Annotated in this window: 19 protein-coding genes; 15 read left to right on the forward strand and 4 right to left on the reverse strand. The window is 73.1% G+C overall.

Translation table 11 applies throughout. From position 1 onward, the window contains the following. Positions 1–187 precede the first annotated feature (187 nt). From H291_RS0111405 to H291_RS29630, 13 genes are all read left to right on the forward strand, one after another. On the forward strand, positions 188–1,201 hold the full coding sequence (locus tag H291_RS0111405; RefSeq protein ID WP_198012452.1) for an ABC transporter substrate-binding protein: 1,014 nt from the start codon (positions 188–190) through the stop codon (positions 1,199–1,201). 56 nt (positions 1,202–1,257) lie between these two features. Beyond that, entirely contained in the window at positions 1,258–2,082 is an 825-nt protein-coding gene (locus H291_RS0111410; RefSeq protein WP_232216026.1) for an ABC transporter permease, read from the forward strand. Then, entirely contained in the window at positions 2,079–2,912 is an 834-nt protein-coding gene (locus H291_RS0111415) for an ABC transporter permease (RefSeq protein WP_020015129.1), read from the forward strand. The genes H291_RS0111410 and H291_RS0111415 overlap by 4 nt, the downstream gene beginning before the upstream one ends. Position 2,913: 1 nt before the next feature. Beyond that, entirely contained in the window at positions 2,914–3,858 is a 945-nt protein-coding gene (locus tag H291_RS0111420) for an ABC transporter ATP-binding protein (RefSeq protein WP_020015130.1), read from the forward strand. 139 nt (positions 3,859–3,997) lie between these two features. Further along, positions 3,998–4,756: an IclR family transcriptional regulator domain-containing protein gene (locus H291_RS0111425; RefSeq protein WP_020015131.1), complete on the forward strand. Its 759-nt coding sequence runs from the start codon at positions 3,998–4,000 to the stop codon at positions 4,754–4,756. Positions 4,757–4,815: 59 nt separating this feature from the next. Continuing rightward, on the forward strand, positions 4,816–6,219 hold the full coding sequence (locus tag H291_RS0111430; protein WP_020015132.1) for an FAD-dependent monooxygenase: 1,404 nt from the start codon (positions 4,816–4,818) through the stop codon (positions 6,217–6,219). Positions 6,220–6,370: 151 nt separating this feature from the next. Beyond that, positions 6,371–7,189 carry a protocatechuate 3,4-dioxygenase subunit beta gene (pcaH, locus tag H291_RS0111435; protein ID WP_020015133.1) on the forward strand — a complete coding sequence of 273 codons (819 nt, stop codon included), beginning with the start codon at positions 6,371–6,373 and terminating at the stop codon, positions 7,187–7,189. Positions 7,190–7,205: 16 nt separating this feature from the next. Further along, entirely contained in the window at positions 7,206–8,120 is a 915-nt protein-coding gene (locus H291_RS34855) for a dioxygenase family protein (protein WP_020015134.1), read from the forward strand. Then, positions 8,113–9,864 carry a lyase family protein gene (locus H291_RS29620; RefSeq protein WP_084467945.1) on the forward strand — a complete coding sequence of 584 codons (1,752 nt, stop codon included), beginning with the start codon at positions 8,113–8,115 and terminating at the stop codon, positions 9,862–9,864. Before H291_RS34855 ends, H291_RS29620 begins: the two co-directional genes overlap by 8 nt. Before the next feature lie 541 nt (positions 9,865–10,405). Next, positions 10,406–11,113, forward strand: coding sequence for an alpha/beta fold hydrolase (locus tag H291_RS29625; RefSeq protein WP_020015136.1), 708 nt, complete (start codon positions 10,406–10,408; stop codon positions 11,111–11,113). Positions 11,114–11,544: 431 nt separating this feature from the next. Then, on the forward strand, positions 11,545–12,015 hold the full coding sequence (pcaC, locus tag H291_RS0111455; RefSeq protein ID WP_020015137.1) for a 4-carboxymuconolactone decarboxylase: 471 nt from the start codon (positions 11,545–11,547) through the stop codon (positions 12,013–12,015). A 91-nt stretch (positions 12,016–12,106) separates the two neighbouring features. Continuing rightward, entirely contained in the window at positions 12,107–12,769 is a 663-nt protein-coding gene (locus tag H291_RS0111460) for a sulfite oxidase-like oxidoreductase (RefSeq protein ID WP_020015138.1), read from the forward strand. Beyond that, positions 12,762–13,598, forward strand: coding sequence for a ferredoxin reductase (locus H291_RS29630; RefSeq protein ID WP_198012453.1), 837 nt, complete (start codon positions 12,762–12,764; stop codon positions 13,596–13,598). The genes H291_RS0111460 and H291_RS29630 overlap by 8 nt, the downstream gene beginning before the upstream one ends. A gap of 55 nt (positions 13,599–13,653) precedes the next feature. On the opposite strand, the gene H291_RS32455 is transcribed toward H291_RS29630, so the two are convergent. Both H291_RS32455 and H291_RS32460 read right to left on the reverse strand, forming a co-directional pair. Then, a complete protein-coding gene (locus tag H291_RS32455) occupies positions 13,654–15,549 on the reverse strand; it encodes an HNH endonuclease signature motif containing protein (RefSeq protein WP_157236819.1) in 1,896 nt (631 codons plus the stop codon). Between the two features lie 89 nt (positions 15,550–15,638). Next, positions 15,639–16,403 (reverse strand): GNAT family N-acetyltransferase, encoded by a 765-nt coding sequence (locus tag H291_RS32460; RefSeq protein WP_020015141.1) that lies wholly within the window; start codon positions 16,401–16,403, stop codon positions 15,639–15,641. Positions 16,404–16,549: 146 nt separating this feature from the next. Between H291_RS32460 and H291_RS0111490 the strand changes: the two genes are divergently transcribed. Then, complete coding sequence (locus tag H291_RS0111490; protein ID WP_020015142.1) at positions 16,550–17,524, forward strand: hypothetical protein; 975 nt, start codon at positions 16,550–16,552, stop codon at positions 17,522–17,524. A gap of 165 nt (positions 17,525–17,689) precedes the next feature. Here H291_RS0111490 and H291_RS0111495 read toward each other — a convergent pair whose 3' ends face one another. Together H291_RS0111495 and H291_RS0111500 are read right to left on the reverse strand one after the other, a co-directional pair. After that, on the reverse strand, positions 17,690–19,831 hold the full coding sequence (locus H291_RS0111495; protein WP_051109410.1) for an MMPL family transporter: 2,142 nt from the start codon (positions 19,829–19,831) through the stop codon (positions 17,690–17,692). An 80-nt stretch (positions 19,832–19,911) separates the two neighbouring features. Further along, the gene (locus H291_RS0111500; RefSeq protein WP_026365648.1) at positions 19,912–20,370 is read right to left on the reverse strand and encodes a pyrimidine dimer DNA glycosylase/endonuclease V; all 459 of its coding nucleotides are present in this window, start codon (positions 20,368–20,370) and stop codon (positions 19,912–19,914) included. Between the two features lie 184 nt (positions 20,371–20,554). On the opposite strand from H291_RS0111500, the gene H291_RS0111505 reads away from it, so the two are divergent. Then, the gene (locus tag H291_RS0111505; protein ID WP_020015145.1) at positions 20,555–21,253 is read left to right on the forward strand and encodes a MarR family winged helix-turn-helix transcriptional regulator; all 699 of its coding nucleotides are present in this window, start codon (positions 20,555–20,557) and stop codon (positions 21,251–21,253) included. Positions 21,254–21,326 lie beyond the last annotated feature (73 nt).

Genomic DNA, 21,326 nt, shown 5'->3' on the forward strand with positions numbered 1-21,326 from the left:
AATCGTTCGTATCGCGAACACTCTCGACGACGAGAACTGAGACCAGCGAGACCGAGCACGTCACGCAGGCACCGCAAGCGAGCACCACACCTGAGGACCCTGTTCCACCGAGCACCCTGTTGCACCGAGCACCCTGTTCCACCGAGCGCAACGTTCAGACGAGCACCCTGTTCAAAGGAGAACTCCAGTGCGACGTACCTTTCCTGCCTCTCCGGCCGCACGTGCCGCTCGCGCCGTACCCGCAGCCGCCGTGGCGGCGGCCGCGGCCCTGCTCCTGGCCGCGTGCGGCGGCCCGTCCGAGGCAGGCACCGGATCAGCGGACGGCGGGGCCGACGGCGGGCTGACGCCCGTGAAGGTCGGCGTCATCCCGATCGTTGACGTCGCACCGATCTACCTCGGCGTCCAGGAGGGCTTCTTCGAGGAGGAGGGCCTCGACGTCACGCTGGAGCTCGCCCAGGGCGGGGCCGCCGTCGTGCCCGCCGTGGTGGCCGGCGAGTACCAGTTCGGGTTCAGCAACGTCACGTCGCTGCTGGTCGCGTCGTCGCAGGGGCTGCCGCTCAAGGCGGTCGCGCCCGGCAACTCCACGACGGGCGTGGCCGGCGAGGACTTCAGCGCCGTCGTCGTCCCGGAGGACTCCGACGTCGAGGACGCCGCCGACCTGGCCGGCCGGACCGTCGCCGTCAACACCCTGAACAACATCGGCGACACCACGATCCGCAAGGTCGTGGCCGACGCCGGCGGCGACGCGGACGCCGTCGAGTTCGTAGAGATGGGCTTCCCCGACATGCCCGCCGCCGTCGCCGGGGGCCAGGTCGACGCCGCCTGGATCGTCGAGCCGCACCTGACCAGGGCCCTGCAGGACGGCGCCCGCGTGGTCGCCTCCAACTTCGCCGAGACCGACCCCGACCTGCTGATCGCCGCCTACTTCACCTCGGAACAGCAGATCGCCGCCGACCCGGACGCGGTCGAGGGGTTCACCGCCGCGATGGAGAAGTCGCTGACCTACGCCGAGGAGCACCCCGACGAGACCCGCGCCGTCCTGGACACCTACACCGAGATCGACCCCGCGGTGAAGGAGGCCATGGTGATGCCCCGGTTCGCGCCCGGACTGGACGCGGCGTCGTTCCAGGTGCTCGCCGACCTCGGCCTGGAACAGGGCATGTTCGACGAGGCCGTCGACACGAGCGCGCTCCTGCCGTGAGCCGTGCTGGCGTGAGCCGTGCTGCTGTGAGCCGTGCCGCTGTGGGCCGTGCTGGCGTGAGCCGCGCCGTCGGGGGTGCTCGTGGTGGCGCCGGCGCGCGCGGTTCCGGCGTCGTGCCTGCCTGGGCGCTCGGCGGCGCGGGGGTCGCGACGCTGCTGGTCGTCGTCGAACTGGTGCCCCGGCTCGGGATCGTCGACGCGCGGTACCTGCCGCCGACGTCGCAGATCCTGGGCGCCCTCGCCGAACGCCTCGGCCGGGCCGAGCTCTGGACCGCGCTGGGCCAGACGCTGACCACGTGGTTCACGGGGCTGGCGATCGCGCTCGTGGCCGGGGTGGTGCTCGGCGTCGTCATCGGGTCGGTGCCGTGGCTCCGTGCCGTGACGGCGTCGACCATCGAGTTCCTGCGGCCGGTGCCGTCGGTCGCGCTCATCCCCGTCGCGATCCTGCTGTACGGGACCGGCATGGCCTCGACGCTGCTGCTGGTGGTCTACGCGAGCTTCTGGCAGGTGCTGGTGCAGGTGCTGTCCGGCGTGCAGGACGTCGACCCGGTCGCCTCCGACACGGCGCGCTCCTACCGGTTCTCTCCGCTGACCCGCATCCGCACGCTCGTGTGGCCGACGACGCTCCCGTACGCGATGACGGGCCTGCGGCTCGCCGCGAGCGTCGCGCTGATCCTGACCGTGACCGGCGAGCTGCTGATCGGCACCCCCGGGATCGGGCGGCTGCTCGGGGTGGCGCAGTCCTCCGGTGCGGTCGCGTCGATGTACGCGTACGTGGTCGTCGCGGGCCTGCTGGGCGTGGCGGTCAACCTCGTGGCCCGCGCGCTGGAGCGCCGGACGCTGTTCTGGCACCCGTCGGTCCGCGGGGAGGCGGCGGCATGAGCGGCCCGGCGCCCGCGGTTCGGGCCGGGGCCGGCGTCGGCCGGGTGCTGCGGTCCGGCCTGCTCGTCCTCGGCCTGCCCGCCGTCCTGCTCACGGCCTGGTGGGTGCTGACCGACGGCAGCACGTCGTACTTCAACCCGCCCCTGCGCACGATCGTCGGCACGTTCGGCGAGACCTGGTTCGGGTCGCCGTTCGCGGAGAGCCGGTTCGTGCAGGACGTGATCCCCTCCGTCCTGCGGCTGCTCGCGGGGTACGGCATCGCGCTGGTGGCCGGCATCGTCCTCGGTGTGGCGATCGGGTCCTCGCGCGCCCTGCGCGCGTACGCCGAACCAGTGCTGGAGTTCTTCCGGGCCATCCCGCCGCCCGTCATGGTGCCGATCCTGATGCTGTTCCTCGGAATCGGTACGTCGATGAAGATCGTGGTGATCGCGACCGGTTGCCTCTGGCCGATCCTGCTGAACACCGTCGAGGGAGTGCGGGGCCTAGACCCCGTGCTGCGCGACACCGCGCGGGCCTACCGGCTGGGCCGCGTCGCGACGGTGCGGCACCTCGTGCTGCGCGGCGCGAGCCCGCAGATCGTGACCGGCGCCCGGCAGGCGCTGTCGATCGGGATCATCCTGATGGTGATCAGCGAGATGTTCGCGGCCAAGGACGGCCTGGGCTTCTCGATCGTGCAGTTCCAGCGCAGCTTCGCCATCCCGGAGATGTGGAGCGGGGTCATCCTGCTCGGCGTCGTCGGCGTGCTGCTGTCCCTCGTCTTCCGGGCCGTGACGAACGCGGTCCTGAGCTGGTACCTCGGGTACCGGCAGTCCCAGCACGGAGGTGCCTGAGATGACCAGTCCAGCCAGTTCGGCGCCGTGGGGTTCTGCCCCGGACAGTGCTGCCTCGGAGGGTTCTGCTCCAGCCCCCGCGGCGGACCGCCCGGGTGGGGCGCGCCTCGACGTCCGCGGCCTGCGCAAGGTCTATCCGGGCAGCGGCAAGTCGGGCGGCGGGTCCGGCGCCCCCGTCGAGGCGATCGCCGACCTCACCTTCGAGGTGCGCCCGGGCGAGCTGGTCTGCGTCGTCGGACCCTCGGGTGCCGGCAAGACCACGCTGCTGCGCTGCATGGCGGGCCTCCTGCCCGCGACGTCGGGCGAGGTGGTGCTGGGGGAGTCCGCGATCACCGGGCCGCCCGAGGGGATGGCGGTCGTGCTGCAGGAGTACGGACGGTCGCTCTTCCCCTGGATGACGGTCGCCCAGAACGTCGAGCTGCCGCTGAAGGAGAAGGGCGTCCCGAAGCGGCGTCGGGCCGAGCTGGTGCGGGACACCCTGGCGGCGGTCGGCCTGGGCGACGTCGCGGGCGCGTACCCGTGGCAGCTGTCCGGCGGGATGCAGCAGCGCGTCGCGATCGCGCGGGCCGCCGCCTACGAGCCGCGGGTGCTGCTCATGGACGAGCCGTTCGCCGCCGTCGACGCGCAGACCCGGTTCGACCTGGAGGACCTGGTCCGCGCGCTGTGGAAGCGGCTCGGCATCACCGTCGTCTTCGTGACCCACGACATCGACGAGGCGATCTACCTGGGCGAACGCGTCCTCGTCCTGTCGGCGCGGCCGACGGTCGTGCTGGAGGACGTCGAGGTCGGCCTCGGCCCGGACCGCGACCAGCTCGGGACGCGCGGCACCGCCGAGTTCGCCCGCCTGCGCACGCACGTGTACGAGCTGGTGCAGCAGGCGAAGCAGGGGGTCCGCAGCCTCGCGGAGGCGCGGCTCACGCATGCGGTGGGTGGGTCCGATGCCTGACGGAAGGGCGTCTGACCGAGCGGCGTCCGGTAGCGCGGCGTCGGGCGGGGCGGCGTCTGGCGGGGCTGCGTCTGACGGGCGGGAGCCTGACGGCGGGAGCGGTTCGGCCGACGTCGGCCCGGCCCGCTCGTCCGAGTTCGTGCAGTCGCTCGAACGGGGCCTCGCGGTGATCCGGGCGTTCGACGGCGACCGGCGGTCCCTCACGCTCAGCGACGTCGCCCGCGCGGCCGGGCTGAGCCGGGCGTCGGCGCGGCGGTTCCTGCACACCCTGGTCGAGCTCGGGTACGTCGCGACCGACGGCCGCGAGTTCACGCTGCGGCCGGCGCTGCTCGAGCTCGGGTACGCGTACCTGTCGAGCCTGACGCTGCCGGACCTCGCGACGCCGCACCTCGAGAAGCTGTCGGAACAGGTGAGCGAGTCGTCGTCCGTCGCGGTGCTCGACGGCGCGGACATCGTCTACGTCGCCCGTGTCGCGACTCGCCGCATCATGAGCGCGACGATCCGGGTCGGCACCCGGTTCCCGGCGTACGCGACGTCGATGGGCCGGGCGATCCTCGCCTACGCCGAGCCCGCCGACCTGGAGGCCTACCTGGCGCGGACCGCGCCGTCGGACCGGCTGACGCCGCTGACCGCACGCACGGTGACCGACCCCCGGGAGCTGCGGGACGCCCTCGGCCGGGTGCGCGAGCAGGGCTGGGCGCTGGTCGACCAGGAGCTGGAGGACGGCCTGCGCTCCGTCGCGGCGCCGCTGCGCGACGGGACCGGCCGAGTCGTCGCGGCGGTCAACGTCTCGGCGCCCGTGCGGCGTGGCGAGATCCCGGAGATCCTGCGGCACCTGCTGCCCCCGCTGCTCAAGGCGGCGGCGGCGATCGAGGCGGACCTGGCGCGGATGCGCTGAGGCGGGCGACCGAACGAGCTGACCGAACGAGCTGACCGACTGCACTCAGGGAGGAACTGTTGCCGGTAGCACCAGCGGCTGATCCGACGCCGGACCTGTCGACGTCGGGCTCCCCGGCCTCGCGCCGTCGGCACGCGCCCGAGCGGACCCTGGTCGGGATCGTCGGCGGCGGCCCGGCCGGACTGCTGCTCTCGCACCTGCTGCACCGGTCCGGCGTCGACCACGTGGTGCTGGAGGCACGCTCACGCGAGGAGATCGAGCACACGCACCGCGCCGGAATCCTCGAGGCCGGCGCCGTGCAGGTCCTGGTCGACGCCGGCCTGGACCGCGTGCTGCGCGACGGCTCCCGGCACGACGGCATCGTGCTGCGCTTCGACGGCGCCGACCACCGCATCGACCTGACCGGCCTCACCGGCCGCAGCGTGTGGCTCTACCCGCAGACCGACGTCTTCATCGACCTCGCCAACCAGCGCGCGGCCGACGGCGCCTACAGCAGCGGGGGTGCTGACGGGGCCGACGGGTCGGGCGGCGTGGGCGGCGTCGGTGACGTCGGCGACCAGGTCCGCTGGGGCGCCACGGTCACCCACGTGCTCGACGGCGGCAACGTCGACGGCGGCAGCGGCGGCGCCGTCGGCAGTGACAGTGGCGGCGACCGCCCCGGCGTGCTCTGGACCGACCGGCAGGGCGACACCCACGAGCTGCGCTGCGACGTCCTGGTCGGGGCGGACGGCTCTCACTCGACCCTGCGGCACACTCTGCCCGAGTCCCAGCGGCGCACGTTCGTCCACGAGTACCCGTACGCGTGGTTCGGCGTGATCGTCGAGACGCCGCGCAGCGCCCCGGAGCTCGTGTACACGGCGTCCGAGCACGGGTTCGCGCTGATCAGCCAGCGCACCGAGACCCACCAGCGCCTCTACTTCCAGTGCGACCCCGACGAGGACCCGGCCCGCTGGACCGACGACCAGATCTGGGCCGAGCTGCAACGCCGCGTCGCCGGGCCCGACGGCTTCCGGCTCGTCGAGGGCGCCGTCGAGGAACGGTCCGTGCTGCGCTTCCGCTCGTCCGTCGTCGAGCCTGTGCGGCACGGCCGCATGCTGCTCGCCGGCGACGCCGCCCACACCGTCCCGCCCACGGGGGCCAAGGGGCTCAACCTGGCGCTCGCGGACGTCGTCGTGCTGCACGACGTGCTGCAGACCTGGCTCGCCAGCGGACGCCGGACGGGACGCCGCGACGACACCGTGCTCGACGAGTACGGCCGCCGCGTCGCCGAGCGCGTCTGGCGGGCCCAGCACTTCTCCGCGTGGATGAGCGGCATGCTGCACTCCCACCCCGGCGAGACCGACTTCGCGGCCCGACGGCGCCTGGCCGAGCTCCGCATGCTCGTCGCCTCGGAGTCGGGACGGAGATTCCTCGCGGAGGGCTACACCGGCTGGGGCCCGGTTCTGGGGGAGGGGGCGTCATGACCGGGACTCCGCGCGCCGAACCCCCTGGCACCGCACACGGCGCACCGCACATGGTGCACCGCACGCCGACGTACCCGACGACCTCGACAGGGAGACGACATTGACCCACGCTGCCGAACCGCCGAGCGCTGCCGGACCGCCGGAACCTGCCGTGCCCGCGGGCGCTGCCGTCCTTCGGACCACGGCGCCGGACGTGGCCGCCGACACCCAGGCGCAGCTCAGCGCCGAGATCGAGGCCGCGCACCGCGCCTACGCGGAGGGCCTCGCACAGGGTGCGCCCCGCGAGCACGGTCCGCGACGCGACTGGCCGCCGTACCGCAGCTCGATCCTGCGGCACCCCACCAAGGACCTGCACCACGCCGACCCCGAGACGATCGAGCTGTTCGCGCCGGTCTTCGGCGAGCGTGACATCGGCGCCCTGGAGTCCGACCTCACGGTGCAGCACGGCGGCGAGCCGATCGGCGAACGCATCGTCGTCCGCGGCCGCGTGGTCGACGGCGAGGGGCGGCCGGTGCGCCGTCAGCTCGTCGAGGTCTGGCAGGCCAACGCCGCCGGCCGGTACGTCCACAAGCGCGACCAGCACCCGGCGCCGGTCGACCCGAACTTCACCGGCGTCGGCCGCATGCTGACCGACGACGACGGCTGGTACCAGTTCCAGACCATCAAGCCCGGCCCCTACCCGTGGAAGAACCACTTCAACGCCTGGCGCCCCGCGCACATCCACTTCTCGCTGTTCGGGACCGAGCTCACCCAGCGCGTCGTCACCCAGATGTACTTCCCGGGCGACCCGCTGTTCGCCCTCGACCCGATCTACCAGTCCATCCAGGACCCCCGGGCGCGCGAGCTGCTGGTCGCGACCTACGACCACGACGTGTCGCAGCACGAGTGGGCGACGGGGTACCGGTGGGACATCGTCCTGTCGGGGTCGCACCGCACCTGGACCGAGCCGAATGACGACCCAGCCGAATGATGACCCGGAGGAATCGATGAGTGACCCGACCCGCGAGCCGATCCCGCCGACCCCCGCCCAGACCGTCGGCCCGTTCTTCGGCTACGCGCTGCCCTACACGCGCGGCAACGAGCTGGTCGAACCGGGCACGCCGGGCGCCGTCCGCCTGCACGGCACCGTGTACGACGGCGCGGGCGTACCCGTCCCCGACGCGCTCGTCGAGATCTGGCAGGCGGACCCGGCGGGCGCCGTCGTCGCCCGGAGCGGCTCCCTCCTGCGCGACGGGACCTTCACCGGCTGGGGCCGGGCCGAGACCGACCGTGAGGGCGGCTACTGGTTCCGCACCCTGGAGCCGGGCGCGACCGAGCCGGGCCGCCCGCCGTTCTTTGCGGTGACGGTCTTCGCCCGGGGTCTCCAGGACAGGCTGTTCACCCGCGCCTATCTCCCGGCGGCGGACGGCGCCGGGCACGGTGTCGACGCCGCACCTGGTGTCGGCGGGCCTGGTGCTGCTGCGCCTGGTGCTGGTGCTGGTGCTGGTGCTGAAGCTGCCGGTGCCGGTGCCGGTGCCGGTGCCGGTGTCGGTGCCGGTGCTGCTGCCCGTGACAGCGCCCGCGCCGGACTGCTGGAGACCGAGCCGCTTCTCGCCTCGCTCGAACCCGAACGGCGCGCCACTCTGGTCACATCGCGCGAAACTGACGGCTCGCTGCGGTTCGACATCCGCCTCCAAGGCGGACCCCAGGGGGAGGAGGAGACCGTGTTCCTCACGTACGACCCGCCCCGCGCTGTCCCTGCTGGTGCGGGCGCCGGTGCCGGTGCGACAGCTGCGAACGCGTCCGGTGCGATGACGTCCGGCGTGGCCGGGACCAGGGGGACCTCGAACCAGCCCACGGTGAACGAGCGCGGGTCGTACCCGATCGGGCTCGTCCCGTCTCAGGGCGGCATCGATGCCTGACGTCGGCCTCCTGACGCCTGGCGCCGACCTCGCGCCGGGGTCCCCGGCCGCCGTGACCGACGACGTCGCCCTGCTGCGCACGATGCTCCGGGTCGAGGCGGCGTGGGTGCACGTCCTCGTCCGGCACGGGGCGGCGGGGCGCATCCAACGGTCGGCGTCGGGCATCGGCGTAGCCCGCGTCGGACAAGCGCCACCTGGCCCAGCGGCTGAGGACTCCGCGGCTGAGGACTCCGCGCCTGAGGACTCCGCGGCCAGGGGCACCGCGGCCGCGGGCCCGACTGTTTCTGGCCCTGGTGCTTCTAGCCCTACCGTTTCTGGCCCCGCAAGACCGCACCCCACGGCTGAGGGTCACGCGATCGACGGCTCCGGCGTCGTCGACCCCACGGAGGCCTATCCAGAGGACATCGTCGAGATCCCCGACCCGCACGCCCACGACACCGCCGACATCGCCGCCGTGGTCGACGCCGCCGTCGAACGCCTGGCCGGGGCCGACGACGACGCGCTCGCCCTCGCGACGCGACTCGCCCGCGAGAGCGGAGCCGGCGGGAATCCCGTGATCCCGCTGGTCGGCGCGCTGCGCGCGGCGGTGGGCCCGCGCATCGCACCCGTCGTGCACGCTGGGCTCACGTCGCAGGACGTGCTCGACACGGCCCTCGTCCTCATGCTGCGCGACGCCGCCCACGCCGTCGTGGAGGACCTCGACCAGGCCGCCGTCGCGGCGGCCCGCCTCGCCGCCGAGCACCGCGACCGGCCCGCGCTCGCCCGAACCCTCGCGCAGGCCGCCGTGCCGACCACCCTGGGTGCACGCTTCGCCGGCTGGCTCCAGGGCATCCTGGCCGCTCGGGGCTTCCTGTCCTCCGCAGCCGACGCGCTGCCCCTGGCCTACGGCGGCGCGGCGGGCGAGCTCTCGGGCGTGGCGGCGCTCGCGGGTGGAGCCGGCTCGACCTCGACGGTGCCGTTGACCGCCGGCGGGACCGCGCGCCCGACGGTCGGGGGTGCGGCGGGACCGGCCGTCGGAGGCGACGCTTCGGGCTCGGCGAGCGGAGGCGCTGCGGCTGGCTCAGTCGTTGTCGGCAGCACCGAGCGTGTGGTCGGCAGTGCCGGGGCCTCGCGCCCGGAGCTCGCGCTGATCGAGGCGTGGGGCGCGGAGCTCGGTCTGCCGGTCGGCCCCGGACCGTGGCATGCCACGCGGACCCCAGTCGTCCGCCTCGGGTCGGCGCTGGCGGAGACGTGCGCCGCGCTGGGCAAGGTCGCGAACGACGTGCTGCAGGCGGTTCGGCCCGGTGTGGGCGAGCTGCGTGAGCCGAGCGGACCGGGCCGCGGGACGTCGTCGGCGATGGCGCACAAGCGCAACCCCGTGCTGTCCGTGCTGGTGCGGTGCTCCGCGATCGCGGCGCCCCACCTGGCGGCGCAGGTGCTCGCAGCGGCGGGCCTTGCCGTGGACGAGCGGTCCGACGGCGCCTGGCACGCCGAGTGGCCCGCGCTGCAGCAGCTGGCGCGGCACGCGGTCGCGTCGGCCCACGTGGCGACCGAACTGCTGGACGGCCTCGAGGTCGATGCCGACGCCGTCGCCCGCAACCTCCGCGACGGGTTGCCGGACGTCGGTCCGGCGCCCGACGTCGCGCCGGCCGCCGCCGTCGTCGACCGGGTGCTGGACCAGTTCGCTGCCCAGACCGGACCTGTCCAGACCGGACCTGTCCAGACCGGACCTGACCAGACCGGACCTGCCGCGGGACGCGAATGACCGCGGGACGAGGACGACTCCGGAACGGAAACGATCGCGGGACGAGGAAGATCGCGGGACGAGAACAACCCTGGCGGCTGCGCAGCCGGTCGCGTGTGATTGCGGAACAGGGCGGGGTGGAACAGGGCGGTCCGGAAACAGGGCCGAGCAAAACAGGATCGGATAGAACGGGACCAGGCAGAACTGGACCGGGCAGAACAGAGTGGGCCGGGCAGAACGGGACCGGGCAGGACGGGACCGGGCAGAACTGGACCGGGCAGAACAGACTGGGCCGGCACATGCCGGGGTGGAACAGAGCGTGATGAATCAGCCGGACGACTTCGGAGGGCAGATGACCGCACGACCCAGGCTGGGTGCCGTCGAGTTCGTACTGCGCGATGCCTCGCGCCCGTTGCTGGTGCTGGGGCCGTCGCTGGGCACCTCGGTGTCCGCGCTGTGGGAGGACGCAGTCCCGCTGATCGCCGGCGGCGGGGCAGGTGACAGGGCAGGTGACAGGGCAGTCGACAGGGCTGGCGGCCGGGCAGTCGACAGGGCAGGCGGCATGGCTGAAGGCTTCGCCGCCGACGTCGACGTGGTCGGCTGGGACCTGCCCGGGCACGGGACCTCGCCGTCGCCCACTGCGGACGAGCTGGAGGGGCTGACCGTCGGTGACCTCGCCGACGCCGTCCTCGGCGTCGTGGAGCGCGTGCAGGAACGGCGCGGCGACGTCGGGGCGCCGTTCTGGTACGCGGGCGTCTCGGTGGGCGGGGCGGTGGGGCAGCGACTGCTGCTCGACGCCCCCGACCGAGTGTCGGGCGCCGCACTGATCTGCACCGCGACCTGGTTCGGCGAGGCTGCGGGCTGGCACGAGCGCGCCGACCTGGTGCGGCGCGCGGGCACCCCGACCCAGGTCGAGGCGGCGGCGCGCCGCTGGTTCGGGCCGGGCTTTCTCGACCGTGAGCCGCAGGTGGGCCTCCGCCTGCTCGCCAGCCTCCAGACCGCCGACCGGTTCGGCTACGCGGCGGTCTGCCGCGCGGTGTCGGACCACGACCTGCGTGGCCGGCTCGGCGCGGTCGCCGCCCCGGTCGTGGCGATCGCGGGCAGCGACGACCCGGCGACACCGCCCGACAAGCTCGAGGAGATCGCCGACGCCGTCCCCGGCGCCCGGCTCGTGGTGCTGGACGGCGCGGCGCACCTCGCGCCGGCAGAGCGGCCGCAGGTGGTGGCCCAACTGGTTCGCGACCTCGTCGCGGGAAGGGTGACGGCGTGACCAGGAGCAGCGGGACACCTGACGAGACGGGCGCGGGGAAGGACGCGGCTCCGGGGCGGGTCCCGAGCCCGAGCCCAGGCGCCGGTATGGGCACAGGCACAGGCACAGGTTCAGGTTCAGGTTCAGGCGCGAGTTCGGGCTCAGCCACGGGTTCGGGCTCGGGGACAGGTTCAGGTTCAAGAGCGGGGTCAGGTTCAAGGACGGCGTCAGGCTCAAGGGCGCGGTCAGGCTCGCCCTCGAGCGGGACCGGTCCCAGCGCCGGGCCAGACTCGAATCCTGGCTCCGGCTCCGGCTCCGGCTCCGGCTCCGGCTCCAGCTCGGGCTCCGGTGCCTCGGCCTCCGGCTCCGGCTCCAGCTCGGGCTCCGGTGCCTCGGCCTCTGGCCGCGGGTCCGGCGCGGGTTCGGGTCGAGGTTCGAGTGGAGCTGGCGGGATGCCCGGCGCGGCATCAGCCTCGGGGACCCCGCCCCGCCGTCGTGCGGAAGCCGACCCGCTCGCCGGCTTCAACCTGCGACCCGAACGAGCCGAGGACGACCGGCGCCACGACGGTTTCGCCGTCCGACGCCAGGTGCTCGGGGACGCGCACGTGGACCGCGCGATGGCCAGCACGACGGCGTTCACCGCCGACTTCCAGGATCTCATCACGCGATACGCCTGGGGCGAGATCTGGACCCGTCCGGGCCTGGACCGGCGCAGTCGCTCCATGATCACGCTCACCGCACTCGTGGCCGGTGGCCACTGGGACGAGCTCGCGATGCACGTCCGTGCCGCCGTCCGTAACGGGCTGACCGCCGACGAGATCAAGGAGGTGCTGCTCCAGACCGCGATCTACTGCTCGGTGCCCAGCGCGAACCGCGCGTTCAAGATCGCGCAGGAGGCGCTGAACGAGGAAGACCCGACCTGACGGGGCGCTCCGTCCTTTCTCACCCCGGTCGTGCTCGCGGCGGATGCTCCCGGCGGATGACGGCGGCGCCGTCGTCGCACTACCTTGAGGCATGACCAGCACGACCCCGCCCGCAGCGGGCGGCCCCGACCCCGTCGGACTCGACCACGGCCTCGGCGCAACATTCACCCCAGGCTTCCGCGGCAGGGCCCGTCCCGAGGGCGTCACACTTCCTCCCGGGCAATACGCGGAGACGGGATTCCCGGTCCTCTCGGCCGGCCCCACGCCCAACGTCGACGCCTCGACCTGGAGCTTCACCGTCACCGCCGAGTCCGGCGCCACGAAGACCTGGACGTGGTCGGACCTGATGGCGCTGCCCCAGGACCGGCCGACGGTCGACATCCACTGCGTCACGCGCTGGTCCAAGTTCGGCACGCAGTGGCGCGGTGTCTCCCTCGACGTGCTCCTCGCGGACGTCGAGTCCACGGCGGACTTCGCGATGGTGGGCTCCTACGGCGGCTACACGACCAACCTCCCCGTCGCCGAGCTGCTGGGCGGTAAGGCCTGGATCGCGCACACCTTCGACGGAAAGCCGCTGCACCCTGAGCACGGCGGCCCGGCGCGGCTGCTCGTGCCGCACCTGTACTTCTGGAAGTCGGCCAAGTGGGTGCGTTCGCTCACGCTCATGCCGACCGACCGGCCCGGCTTCTGGGAGAAGCTCGGCTACCACGACCTCGGCGACCCGTGGCGTGAGCAGAGGTACCAGGGTGACTGAGGCTGCGAGAACAGAGGCTGCGAGAACAGAGCCAGCGGAGACCACGGCCGGAAGCGCACGGCTCGGCGCGCGCTACGCCGTCCCCTCCGGCTGGCAGGTCGCGACGCTCCTGGAGCGGCGCACCGAGAGCGCATCCGCCGAGACGCTTGTGCTCGACATCCCCGACTGGCCCGGCCACCAGGCCGGACAGCACCTCGACCTGCGGCTCACCGCGCCGGACGGCTACACCGCCGAACGGTCCTACTCGCTGGCGAGCGCACCGACGCCGTCGGGCAGCGGGGGCGGCGTGGAGGTCACCGTCCAGCGCGTGCACGACGGCGAGGTCTCGCCCTACCTCGTCGACGATTTCCCGCCCGGGGCCGCGATCGAGGTGCGCGGTCCCATCGGCGGATGGTTCGTCTGGGATCCGGTGCGGGACGCCGGCATGCCCGTCCTGCTTCTGGCGGGCGGCTCGGGACTGGTCCCGGTGATGTCGATGGTCCGCGCCCGTCGAGCGGCGGGCGACCGCACCCCGTTCCGGCTGATCTACTCGGTCCGCACCCCGGAGGACCGCCTCTACACCGACGAGCTGGACGCGCTCGCCGCCCGCGGGGACGGTTTCGAGGTCAGCACGGTCTACACGCGCGCGGTCTCGCTGACGGCGCTGCGCGGTCCGCGTCGGCTCACCTCCTCCGAGCTGGCGACCTGGGGCTGGCCGCCCGAGCTCGAACCGCGGGTGTACATCTGCGGCCCGACGGGCTTCGTCGAAGCGATCGCGCGCATGCTCGTGGCCCAGGGACACGACCCGGCGAGGGTCCGGACGGAACGCTTCGGGCCGTCGGGAGACTGATCGGCCCTGGTCTGGCCCTGGTCTGGCCCTGTGCTGCCCAGCCCGGTGCGGTCGGTCATGTGCCGGCCGACCGGGTCGGGCGCGTGACGTGCCCGTTGGGGTGAGTGAAGTGCCAGCCGTTGTCGTAGTGCATGGCGATGTTCTGCTTGTCGACCAGGTCGTGGTGGTGATAGCAGAGCAGGGCGGCATTGGTCGTGGAGGTCTCGCCGCCGTGCGCCCAGTGCCGTAACGCGTGGTGGACCTCGCACCGTGTCGGCGGCTGGTCGCACTGGTCGTAGACGCAGTGCTTGTCCCGCGCGATGACGGCTCGGCGAAGCTGGCCCGTGACCGTGCGCTTGGCCCGGCCCACGTCCAAGATCTGCGAGTCCGGTCCGAACACGATGCGGGTCACCTCGCTGTCGCAGGCGAGGCGCCGGAGGAGCGATGCCGGTACCGGGCTGCTGGTCTCGGTGAAGACCGCCGGCCGCTTGATGTCGGAGACGCCCGCCGGCGTGCTCGAACCGACATTGCCCGTCCTGATTCGGCTCGGCGCGAGGGACTTGGCCCTGGTGCCGTTCGAACCGGGACCGTTTGAACCGGGACCGTTCGAACCGGGGTCGTTTGAACCGGGGTCGTTCGGGCCGCGATCGTTCGAACCGTTCGGCCCGCCGTTGTTCGGCCCCGGTCCGTTCGACCGGATGCCATTCGGCGTGGCAGTACTTGTTTCGGCGGGGTGGTCATCGGTGGTTTGCCGGGGCGCGAACCGGACGGCGTTCTTGGCGGCGAGAGTCTGCAGCTCGGTCCAGGAGACCGTCACGCTGAGATGGGGCCGGACGGCGGCTCCCGTACCGGTGTGGCCGTTGTCGAGCACGACGCGGCTCAGGTCTGCGAGGGCCTGGGCGCGGCGCTGGCCCGGTGTGCGGTCGTCGTCGGCCGCGGGTGCGCCCATGACCGAGCCGATCGCGGTGGTCAGCGTCTGGCCGTGCTCCTCGGTGAGGAACCCGCTCAGGTGGTAGCCGCCCAGCGTTGGTGCCACGTCGAGGTACTCGCGCTGACCAGCCTTGGTGAAGCCGCGCTCGTCGGCATCGGGGTCGGCGTGCCGGGCGAAGTAGCGCACCAGGCCGCGGAACCGGTCCGGCCCGTTCTCGTTCGACCAGACGAGCAGCTGCTCCTCCCAGGTCGGAACGGCTGGCGCGAGTGCGGCCCTCGGCGGGTCATCGACGACAGGACTGCCGGGCGCCAGGTTCGTGGAAGCCGGGTCGGTGGGTGCAGGGTTCGTATGTGCAGAGTTCGTATGCGCAGGGTTCGTGGGCGCCGGTCCCGAGTCCCCGTCGTCGCTGCCCCCGTCGTCGCTGGTCGTGTCCTCCTCGGACGTATCGCCCGCCGTCGGCGCGTTGGTCGGGTCGCTGGTCGGGCCGTCAGTGACCGGCTCTATGGTGGCAAGGTCGATCGCCGGTGCGGCCAGAGCTTCGGTGCGCGTCGCGCTGGTGGTCGCGAGGTCGACCAGGGCGCGGACCTTGTCGGCGCCCACCCGGCCGGACAGCGCGGCGAGCAGGGTGGCGGGCAGGTGGTCGCGCAGTGCCTTCGCGGTGCGGACGTCGCGGCGGGCGGTCTGGGTCCGGGTGTCCTCTGTGCGGGCCAGCCATACGGCGAACGACCGGGCTCCGGTCTGGGCCCAGAGCCCGGCGTTCTCGATGCGCGGCAGGATCGACCAGCGCACGGCGTCGAGCCGGGTGCCGGCCACCCGGAGGCGGGCGGAGGCAGCCACGAGGCGTGCCGTCGAAACGGGTTCCGTCGTCGTGGACCTCGTCGTCACGGGCTCCGTCGTCGTGGGGCTCGTCGGCAGGATCCCCGCCGCCAACGCGCCGGTGTCCTGAGCAAGGGAGCGGGTGAGCTCGTCCAGCAGCTTGTCGAGGTCGGCCAGGACGTTCTCCACGGGGCGTGCGGTGCCACTGCCCTGCTCTCCGACCATGCTCTCCACCACCTCTCTTGCGCTGCTGGTCGCCTCGCTCCGACGTTGCCTTCATCGTATAGAACAACCGTCCGCGCGTTTGGGGCAGTTCAAGATCTGTGGATAACTCTTTCGAGCCACATCGGCTGGAGGGTGGGGCCGTCGTCGGGCAGGGGGAGCGGCGCGCCGTGCGCCCGGAAACCATGGCGCGCGTAGAGCCTCTGGTTCCGGCGCGTGGATGCCTCCAGATAGACCGGAAGCCCGCGGCCGCGGGCCATGGCGATTCCCTGGCGGAGCATCGCCGAGCCCGCGCCCAGCCCACGCCTGCGGGGGAGCGTGGCCATCGCCGACAGGTAGACGTGCGGGACGTCCGGGTGCCGGGCGGACGTCGCTGTCAGCACCGCCGCGAGCCGGCGCGTGGCCGGCGCCGCCAAGACGGAGTCCGTGCCCGACGTCGACGCGCCGTCGACCGCAGGCGTGCGGCCCGCGTCGGCCTCGGGCGCGTCATGCACATCGGCTGCCCCGGCGCCGTTGGCTGCTCCAGAACCCACGGCTGCCCCCAGGCCCTCCACCGGCCGGGAACCCTCTGCAGCCCCGAAACCCTCGGTCGCGTCGAGTTCCTCAGCCGTCGGCGCCCCGTCGAGCACCATCCAGATCGACGCCGCGACGGGTTCTCCGGCGTCGGTCCATGCCACGAGCAGGTGACCTGAGTCGACGGCGGACCGGAGCGACGTCGCGAAGAGCTCCCGGGTGCGTTCCAGCCGCCGTTCGGGCGCAGGTTCGACCCAGGCGGACATCGCCTCGTCGGCGAACGCCTCGACGCACACGGGCAGTACGACGTCGAACTCCGTCGGCGCGGCCGGGCGCACTGTCATACCGGGCGTTCGAACACCGGAGGCCGGGGCGCCTTGCGCTCGCGGTTCGGTTCGTCGGTCTCGGGGCATGCCCCCAGGCTCGTGCGCGGCAGCCGGCGGGCCCAGTAGTTTCGTCTCACGATCTCGTGCGACGAAAGGGGCCCGACATGGCCTGCGCCGAGTGCGGGCGGGACCTCGGCTCCGGAGCGGGCACGGGGCGGCCGCGCCGATACTGCTCGCGGTCCTGCCAGTCGCGGGCCTACCGACGCCGTCGCGACGGCGGCCGCCTCACGGACCTTGCCCGACGGGACGACGCCATTCCCGATGCGGCCGCGGCACCCGGACAGGCGGACGATCACGACCTGGTCCAGGCCGCCATCGCCCTGGCCGACGTCGGCGGCGTCGGCGCCGTGACGCTCCGCTCCGTCGCGCACCGTGTGGGGATCCCGCTGGCGGAGACGCGCAGGAGGTTCGGCAGCCGGGACCGCCTCGTGGCGGCGATGGTCCAGCGGATTCTCACGTCCGGACGCCCTGCGGCGGCACGAGTTCGTGCGCAGCCGCAGTCGCAGCCGCAGTCGCGACCGCCGACTCAGCCGCAGCCGCAGCCGCGACCGCCGACTCAGCCGCAGCCGCAGGTGCCGACCCCGCCGCAGCCCGACACACCCGCCCGGAGGCTCACCCGGCTCGCCGAGGCCGAGTGGGCCGCCTACCAGGCGCATCCCTGGCTGGTCGTCGTCCTGGCGAGCAGCCGACCGCCCCTGGTCCCCGCCGTGCTCGACGCCGCCCGCGCGTGCACGGAGGCATTCATGGCGCTGGGTGCCGACCCGCCGTCCGCCCTCGGGAGATACCTCGCGCTCAGCGGCTACGTCCAGGGCATGGCCCTCCTGCTGCTGGCCGAGCACGACGAGTCGACACGGTCCGGGACGGACTACCGGACCTGGTGGACGGCGGAGGCCCGGCGCCTCGACCGCGCCGGCCTGCGACGGCGGCACCCGTGGCTCCCTGGCTCAGACCCCAGCCCGGATCGCGGCCCGGATCCCGGCCCAGTCGGCAAGGGCTTCCCGCAGACATTCGACGCCGACGCCGACACCTGGTTCCGCGACGGCCTGGCGCGCGTGATCACCGGCCTCACGACCGACTGACCCGCCGGCCAGAACCGGCCGGCCAGAACCAGCCGACTCGAAGCCAGCCACCCCACACCAAAGACTCGGGCCCGCCGGCGGAACACCCACCGACGGGCCCGAGACCCTTGCACCAGAGCAAGCTGCCCCAGCGCTACCTACTACCTACTACCCAAGACCCACCACCTACTGCCGCCCGCGCCCCAGCTTGGACGGCCACCAGACCGCCCGGCCGATGTCGTACGTCAGCGCCGGCACCAGCAGGGACCGCACGAGGAACGTGTCGAGCAGCACGCCGAACGCCACGATGAAGGCGAGCTGGACCAGGAACAGCACCGGGATCACGGCCAGCGCCGTGAACGTCGCGGCGAGCACCAGGCCGGCCGACGTGATGATGCCGCCCGTCAGCCGCAGCCCACGCAGCACGCCCTCCCGGGTGCCGTGCACCAGCGACTCCTCGCGGACCCGCGTCATCAGGAAGATGTTGTAGTCGATCCCGAGCGCGACCAGGAAGACGAAGCCGAACAGCGGCACTGCCGGGTCGGCCCCCGGGAACCCGAGCACGTCGTTGAACACCAGCGCCGAGACGCCCATCGCGGTGCCGAACGACAGCACCGTGGTCAGGATGAGCAGCACCGGCGCGAGCACGGCCCGCAGCAGCAGCATCAGGATCACGAGGATCACCAGCAGCACGATCGGCACGATGACCGTGCGGTCGCGGATCGAGGCGTCGTTCGTGTCCAGGTCGGTGGCGGACTCACCGCCGACCAGGGCGGCGGGCAGCTCGTCGGCGTAGGCCGCGCGCAGGTCGCGCACGGTCTCCTCGGCGGCCAGCGAGTCCGCGGCGTCGCCGAGCGTGCCCTGGAGCAGGACGGCGCCGTCGGACACCACGGGTTCGGGGGCCGGGGACCCGGGCGGGCCGAACGGCTGGACGCCGTCCTCGGTCACGGTGGCGGTGTTGCTCGGGGTGTCGGCGGTGACCGCCACGCCCTCGATCCCGTCGTCCGCCAGCAGGACGTCGGCGGCGCGCTGCAGGTCGTCCTGCGGTGCGATCACGTAGACGGGGCTGCCCGAACCGGCCGGGAAGTGCTCGGCGAGCCGCTCCTGCCCGTCGCGCGCCTCGGAGGAACCGAGGACGAGCTCCGACTGCGGCACGCCGGACGCCTGGAGCTGCGTGATGCCCACGCAGCCGAGCGCGAGCACCGCCGCCGTGGTGATCCAGATGGTGCGCGGCCTGGCACGGATGGCGCGCGAGACGCGCCCCCACAGGCCGGTCTCCAGCGCGCCGGACTCCGCCGCGGCGGGGTCGTAGACGGGACGCCGCGGCCAGAACGCCGCCCGGCCAAACGCCAGCAGCAGGGCCGGGAGCAGGGTGAGCGCGGCGAGCATCGAGAAGGCGATGCCGACGGCGGCGACCGGGCCGAGCGTGCTGTTGGACCGCAGCTCGCTGAACAGCAGGCAGAGCAGGCCGGCGATGACGGTGCCGCCCGACGCCAGGATCGGCTCGACCGAGCCGCGCAGCGCGCGCAGGGTCGCCGTCCACTTGTCGGGGGTGTGCAGCAGCTCCTCGCGGAACCGCGCCACGTACAGCAGCGCGTAGTCGGTCGCCGCGCCGATCACGAGGATGAACAGGATGCCCTGGGTCTGCCCGCTGAGCAGCAGGACCCCCGAGTTCGCCAGGTGCCAGACCGTCAGCAGCGCGACGCACAGCGCGAACATGCTGGTGGCGAGCACGGCGAGCGGCAGCAGCAGCGACCGGTAGACGATGATCAGGATCACCAGCACCGCGGCCAGGGCCACGCCGAGCAGCAGGCCGTCGATCCCGGCGAACGCCGCGACCAGGTCGCTGGAGAAGCCCGCGGGGCCCGTGACGTACAGGTCGACGCCGTCGGGCAGGTCCTCGGCGAGGACCTCGCGCAGCTCGGCGGTCGCCTCGCCGACGTCGGCGTCACCGGACAAGGGCACGAACGCCTGCGCGGCCACGCCGTCGTCGGACGGGATGGCGGGCGAGACGTCGCCGTCGACCACGTCCAGGTCGGCGACGGCGGTCAGCGAGTCGCCGATGGCGGTGAGGTCGTCGTCGGACAGCTCGTCCGGCGAGACGAAAATGACCAGGGCCGGGATCGCGTCGCCCTCCGTGAAGCCGGACAGGCGCTCCTGTACCTCCGTGGCCTCGGCGGTCTCGGGGAGGTAGGCGGTGCGGTCGTTGGAGGAGACCTCGTCGATGCGGCCGAAGAACGGGCCGCCGACCGAGGCACCCACCAGCCAGACGAGGATCAGCACGGCGGGCAGCATCACCCGTAGCCAGCGTGGAACGCGGGAGGTCATCTTCGAGGAGCCTGTCTGAGAGGGGGATGGAGATGGGGATGGGGAGGAGTCAGTAGTCGGCGCGGTGGGACGGGTGCCGCTCACGAGCGGACCCGCTCCCAGCTCGCGACGCCGCCGGGTACGACGGCGAACAGCGGGTGGGCGGCGGGCGAGCCGGCCGAGATGTCCACGGAGGTGATCTTGGCCCGGTGCGCGGGGGAGCGGACGGCGAGCTTGCGCAGCAGGTGCTGCCACTCGAGGTCGAGCTGCCCGGAGGTCACCACGATCCGGGCGTCACGGGTGCTCGGGTCGAGCGGTCGCGAGATGCGCTCGGCGTCGAACCGGTACCCGCGGCGCGTCGCCTCGTCCCGCACGCCGTGGAGGTAGGCGGAGATGGCGGCGGTCGGGTCGGGGTGCGCCCGGAAACGCTCGAGCTGGGGGTGTGCGGTGTATCCCGCGGTGCGGCCGAGCAGTACGGCCTGCGCCAGGAGCGCCTCGCGCCAGCAGGCGGCGAGCCCCTGACGGTCGAGCAGCGCGGGATCGAGCGACCAGAGCCTCATGGGCGTCGTCGGCTCCTTCATATCGATACGGTTGCCAGCACGGTCACCGGCACGGTCACCGGCACTGCTGCCGGCGGCTGGATGCATCAGGGGTCGAGCAATGGGTGCCGGAGCTAGCGAGAATTTAGCTAGCCAGGCTATATTCAAGTGTATGACGCATTATGTGCGGGGGTAAAATCCGAGCGTGGAGCCTGAAACCGAGCCGGACATCGAGCCCGAGCCGTCGATGCTGGACCCGCGCGTCATGGACCCCGACGAGGAGATCGTGCGCAGAGCCGGCATGGACGAGCAGGACGTGGACCAGGTCGTCCGCGTCCTCGAGGCCCTGCGCGGATGGCGCGAGACCGAGCGCCGCATGAGCGAGGCGTCGCGTCGGTACATGAAGCTCGGCGACACCGACATGCGGGCCCTGCGCTACATCATCGCCATGCAGAACCACGGTCGCATCGTGACCCCGGGCGCCATCGCGGAGCACCTCCGCATCACGACGGCGTCGACCACCAAGCTCATCGACCGGCTCACCGCGGGCGGGCACGTGCTCCGGTTCCCGCACCCGTCGGACCGGCGCAGCCTCGCGATCGAGGTGACGGACGAGACCCGGCGGGCGGCCCGCGAGTCCGTGGGGCGCAGCCACGCCCGCCGGTTCGACGCCGCCGCGCGCCTGACGCCGAAGGAGCGGGAGATCGTGGCGCGATTCCTCGACGACCTGGCGAACACCGACCGCGAGCCGGGCAGCAGGGACGGCGACGGCGTGGGTCACCCTGGTACGCACCAGGTCGCCGGGCACGGCACGGGCGGTGGGCGCGGGACGGACGGTGGACCGGGCGGGAGCTGGCGCCGGGTCATCGAGGTCGGCCCGGAGGAGCTCCTGGACCAGGACTGACCTGCCGGGCGGCTCGTGAAGGAGCGGGCCCGTCCTGGCTCAGGCCTGTCCGGCCGCGCCCGGACCACGAAGT

Origin of the sequence: Promicromonospora sukumoe 327MFSha3.1, from assembly GCF_000385135.1 — a bacterium.
In the GTDB taxonomy this organism is placed as follows: domain Bacteria; phylum Actinomycetota; class Actinomycetes; order Actinomycetales; family Cellulomonadaceae; genus Promicromonospora; species Promicromonospora sukumoe_B.

Excerpts from the sequence above, each read along its gene's own strand:
- H291_RS0111415 (WP_020015129.1), top strand. The coding sequence starts at position 2,079 with ATGAGCGGCCCGGCGCCCGCGGTTCGGGCCGGGGCCGGCGTCGGCCGG.
- H291_RS0111420 (WP_020015130.1), top strand. The coding sequence starts at position 2,914 with ATGACCAGTCCAGCCAGTTCGGCGCCGTGGGGTTCTGCCCCGGACAGT.
- H291_RS34855 (WP_020015134.1), top strand. The coding sequence starts at position 7,206 with ATGAGTGACCCGACCCGCGAGCCGATCCCGCCGACCCCCGCCCAGACC.
- H291_RS29620 (WP_084467945.1), top strand. The coding sequence starts at position 8,113 with ATGCCTGACGTCGGCCTCCTGACGCCTGGCGCCGACCTCGCGCCGGGG.
- H291_RS29625 (WP_020015136.1), top strand. The coding sequence starts at position 10,406 with ATGGCTGAAGGCTTCGCCGCCGACGTCGACGTGGTCGGCTGGGACCTG.
- pcaC (WP_020015137.1), top strand. The coding sequence starts at position 11,545 with ATGCCCGGCGCGGCATCAGCCTCGGGGACCCCGCCCCGCCGTCGTGCG.
- H291_RS0111460 (WP_020015138.1), top strand. The coding sequence starts at position 12,107 with ATGACCAGCACGACCCCGCCCGCAGCGGGCGGCCCCGACCCCGTCGGA.
- H291_RS32455 (WP_157236819.1), bottom strand. The coding sequence starts at position 15,549 with ATGGTCGGAGAGCAGGGCAGTGGCACCGCACGCCCCGTGGAGAACGTC.
- H291_RS32460 (WP_020015141.1), bottom strand. The coding sequence starts at position 16,403 with ATGACAGTGCGCCCGGCCGCGCCGACGGAGTTCGACGTCGTACTGCCC.
- H291_RS0111490 (WP_020015142.1), top strand. The coding sequence starts at position 16,550 with ATGGCCTGCGCCGAGTGCGGGCGGGACCTCGGCTCCGGAGCGGGCACG.
- H291_RS0111495 (WP_051109410.1), bottom strand. The coding sequence starts at position 19,831 with ATGACCTCCCGCGTTCCACGCTGGCTACGGGTGATGCTGCCCGCCGTG.
- H291_RS0111500 (WP_026365648.1), bottom strand. The coding sequence starts at position 20,370 with ATGAGGCTCTGGTCGCTCGATCCCGCGCTGCTCGACCGTCAGGGGCTC.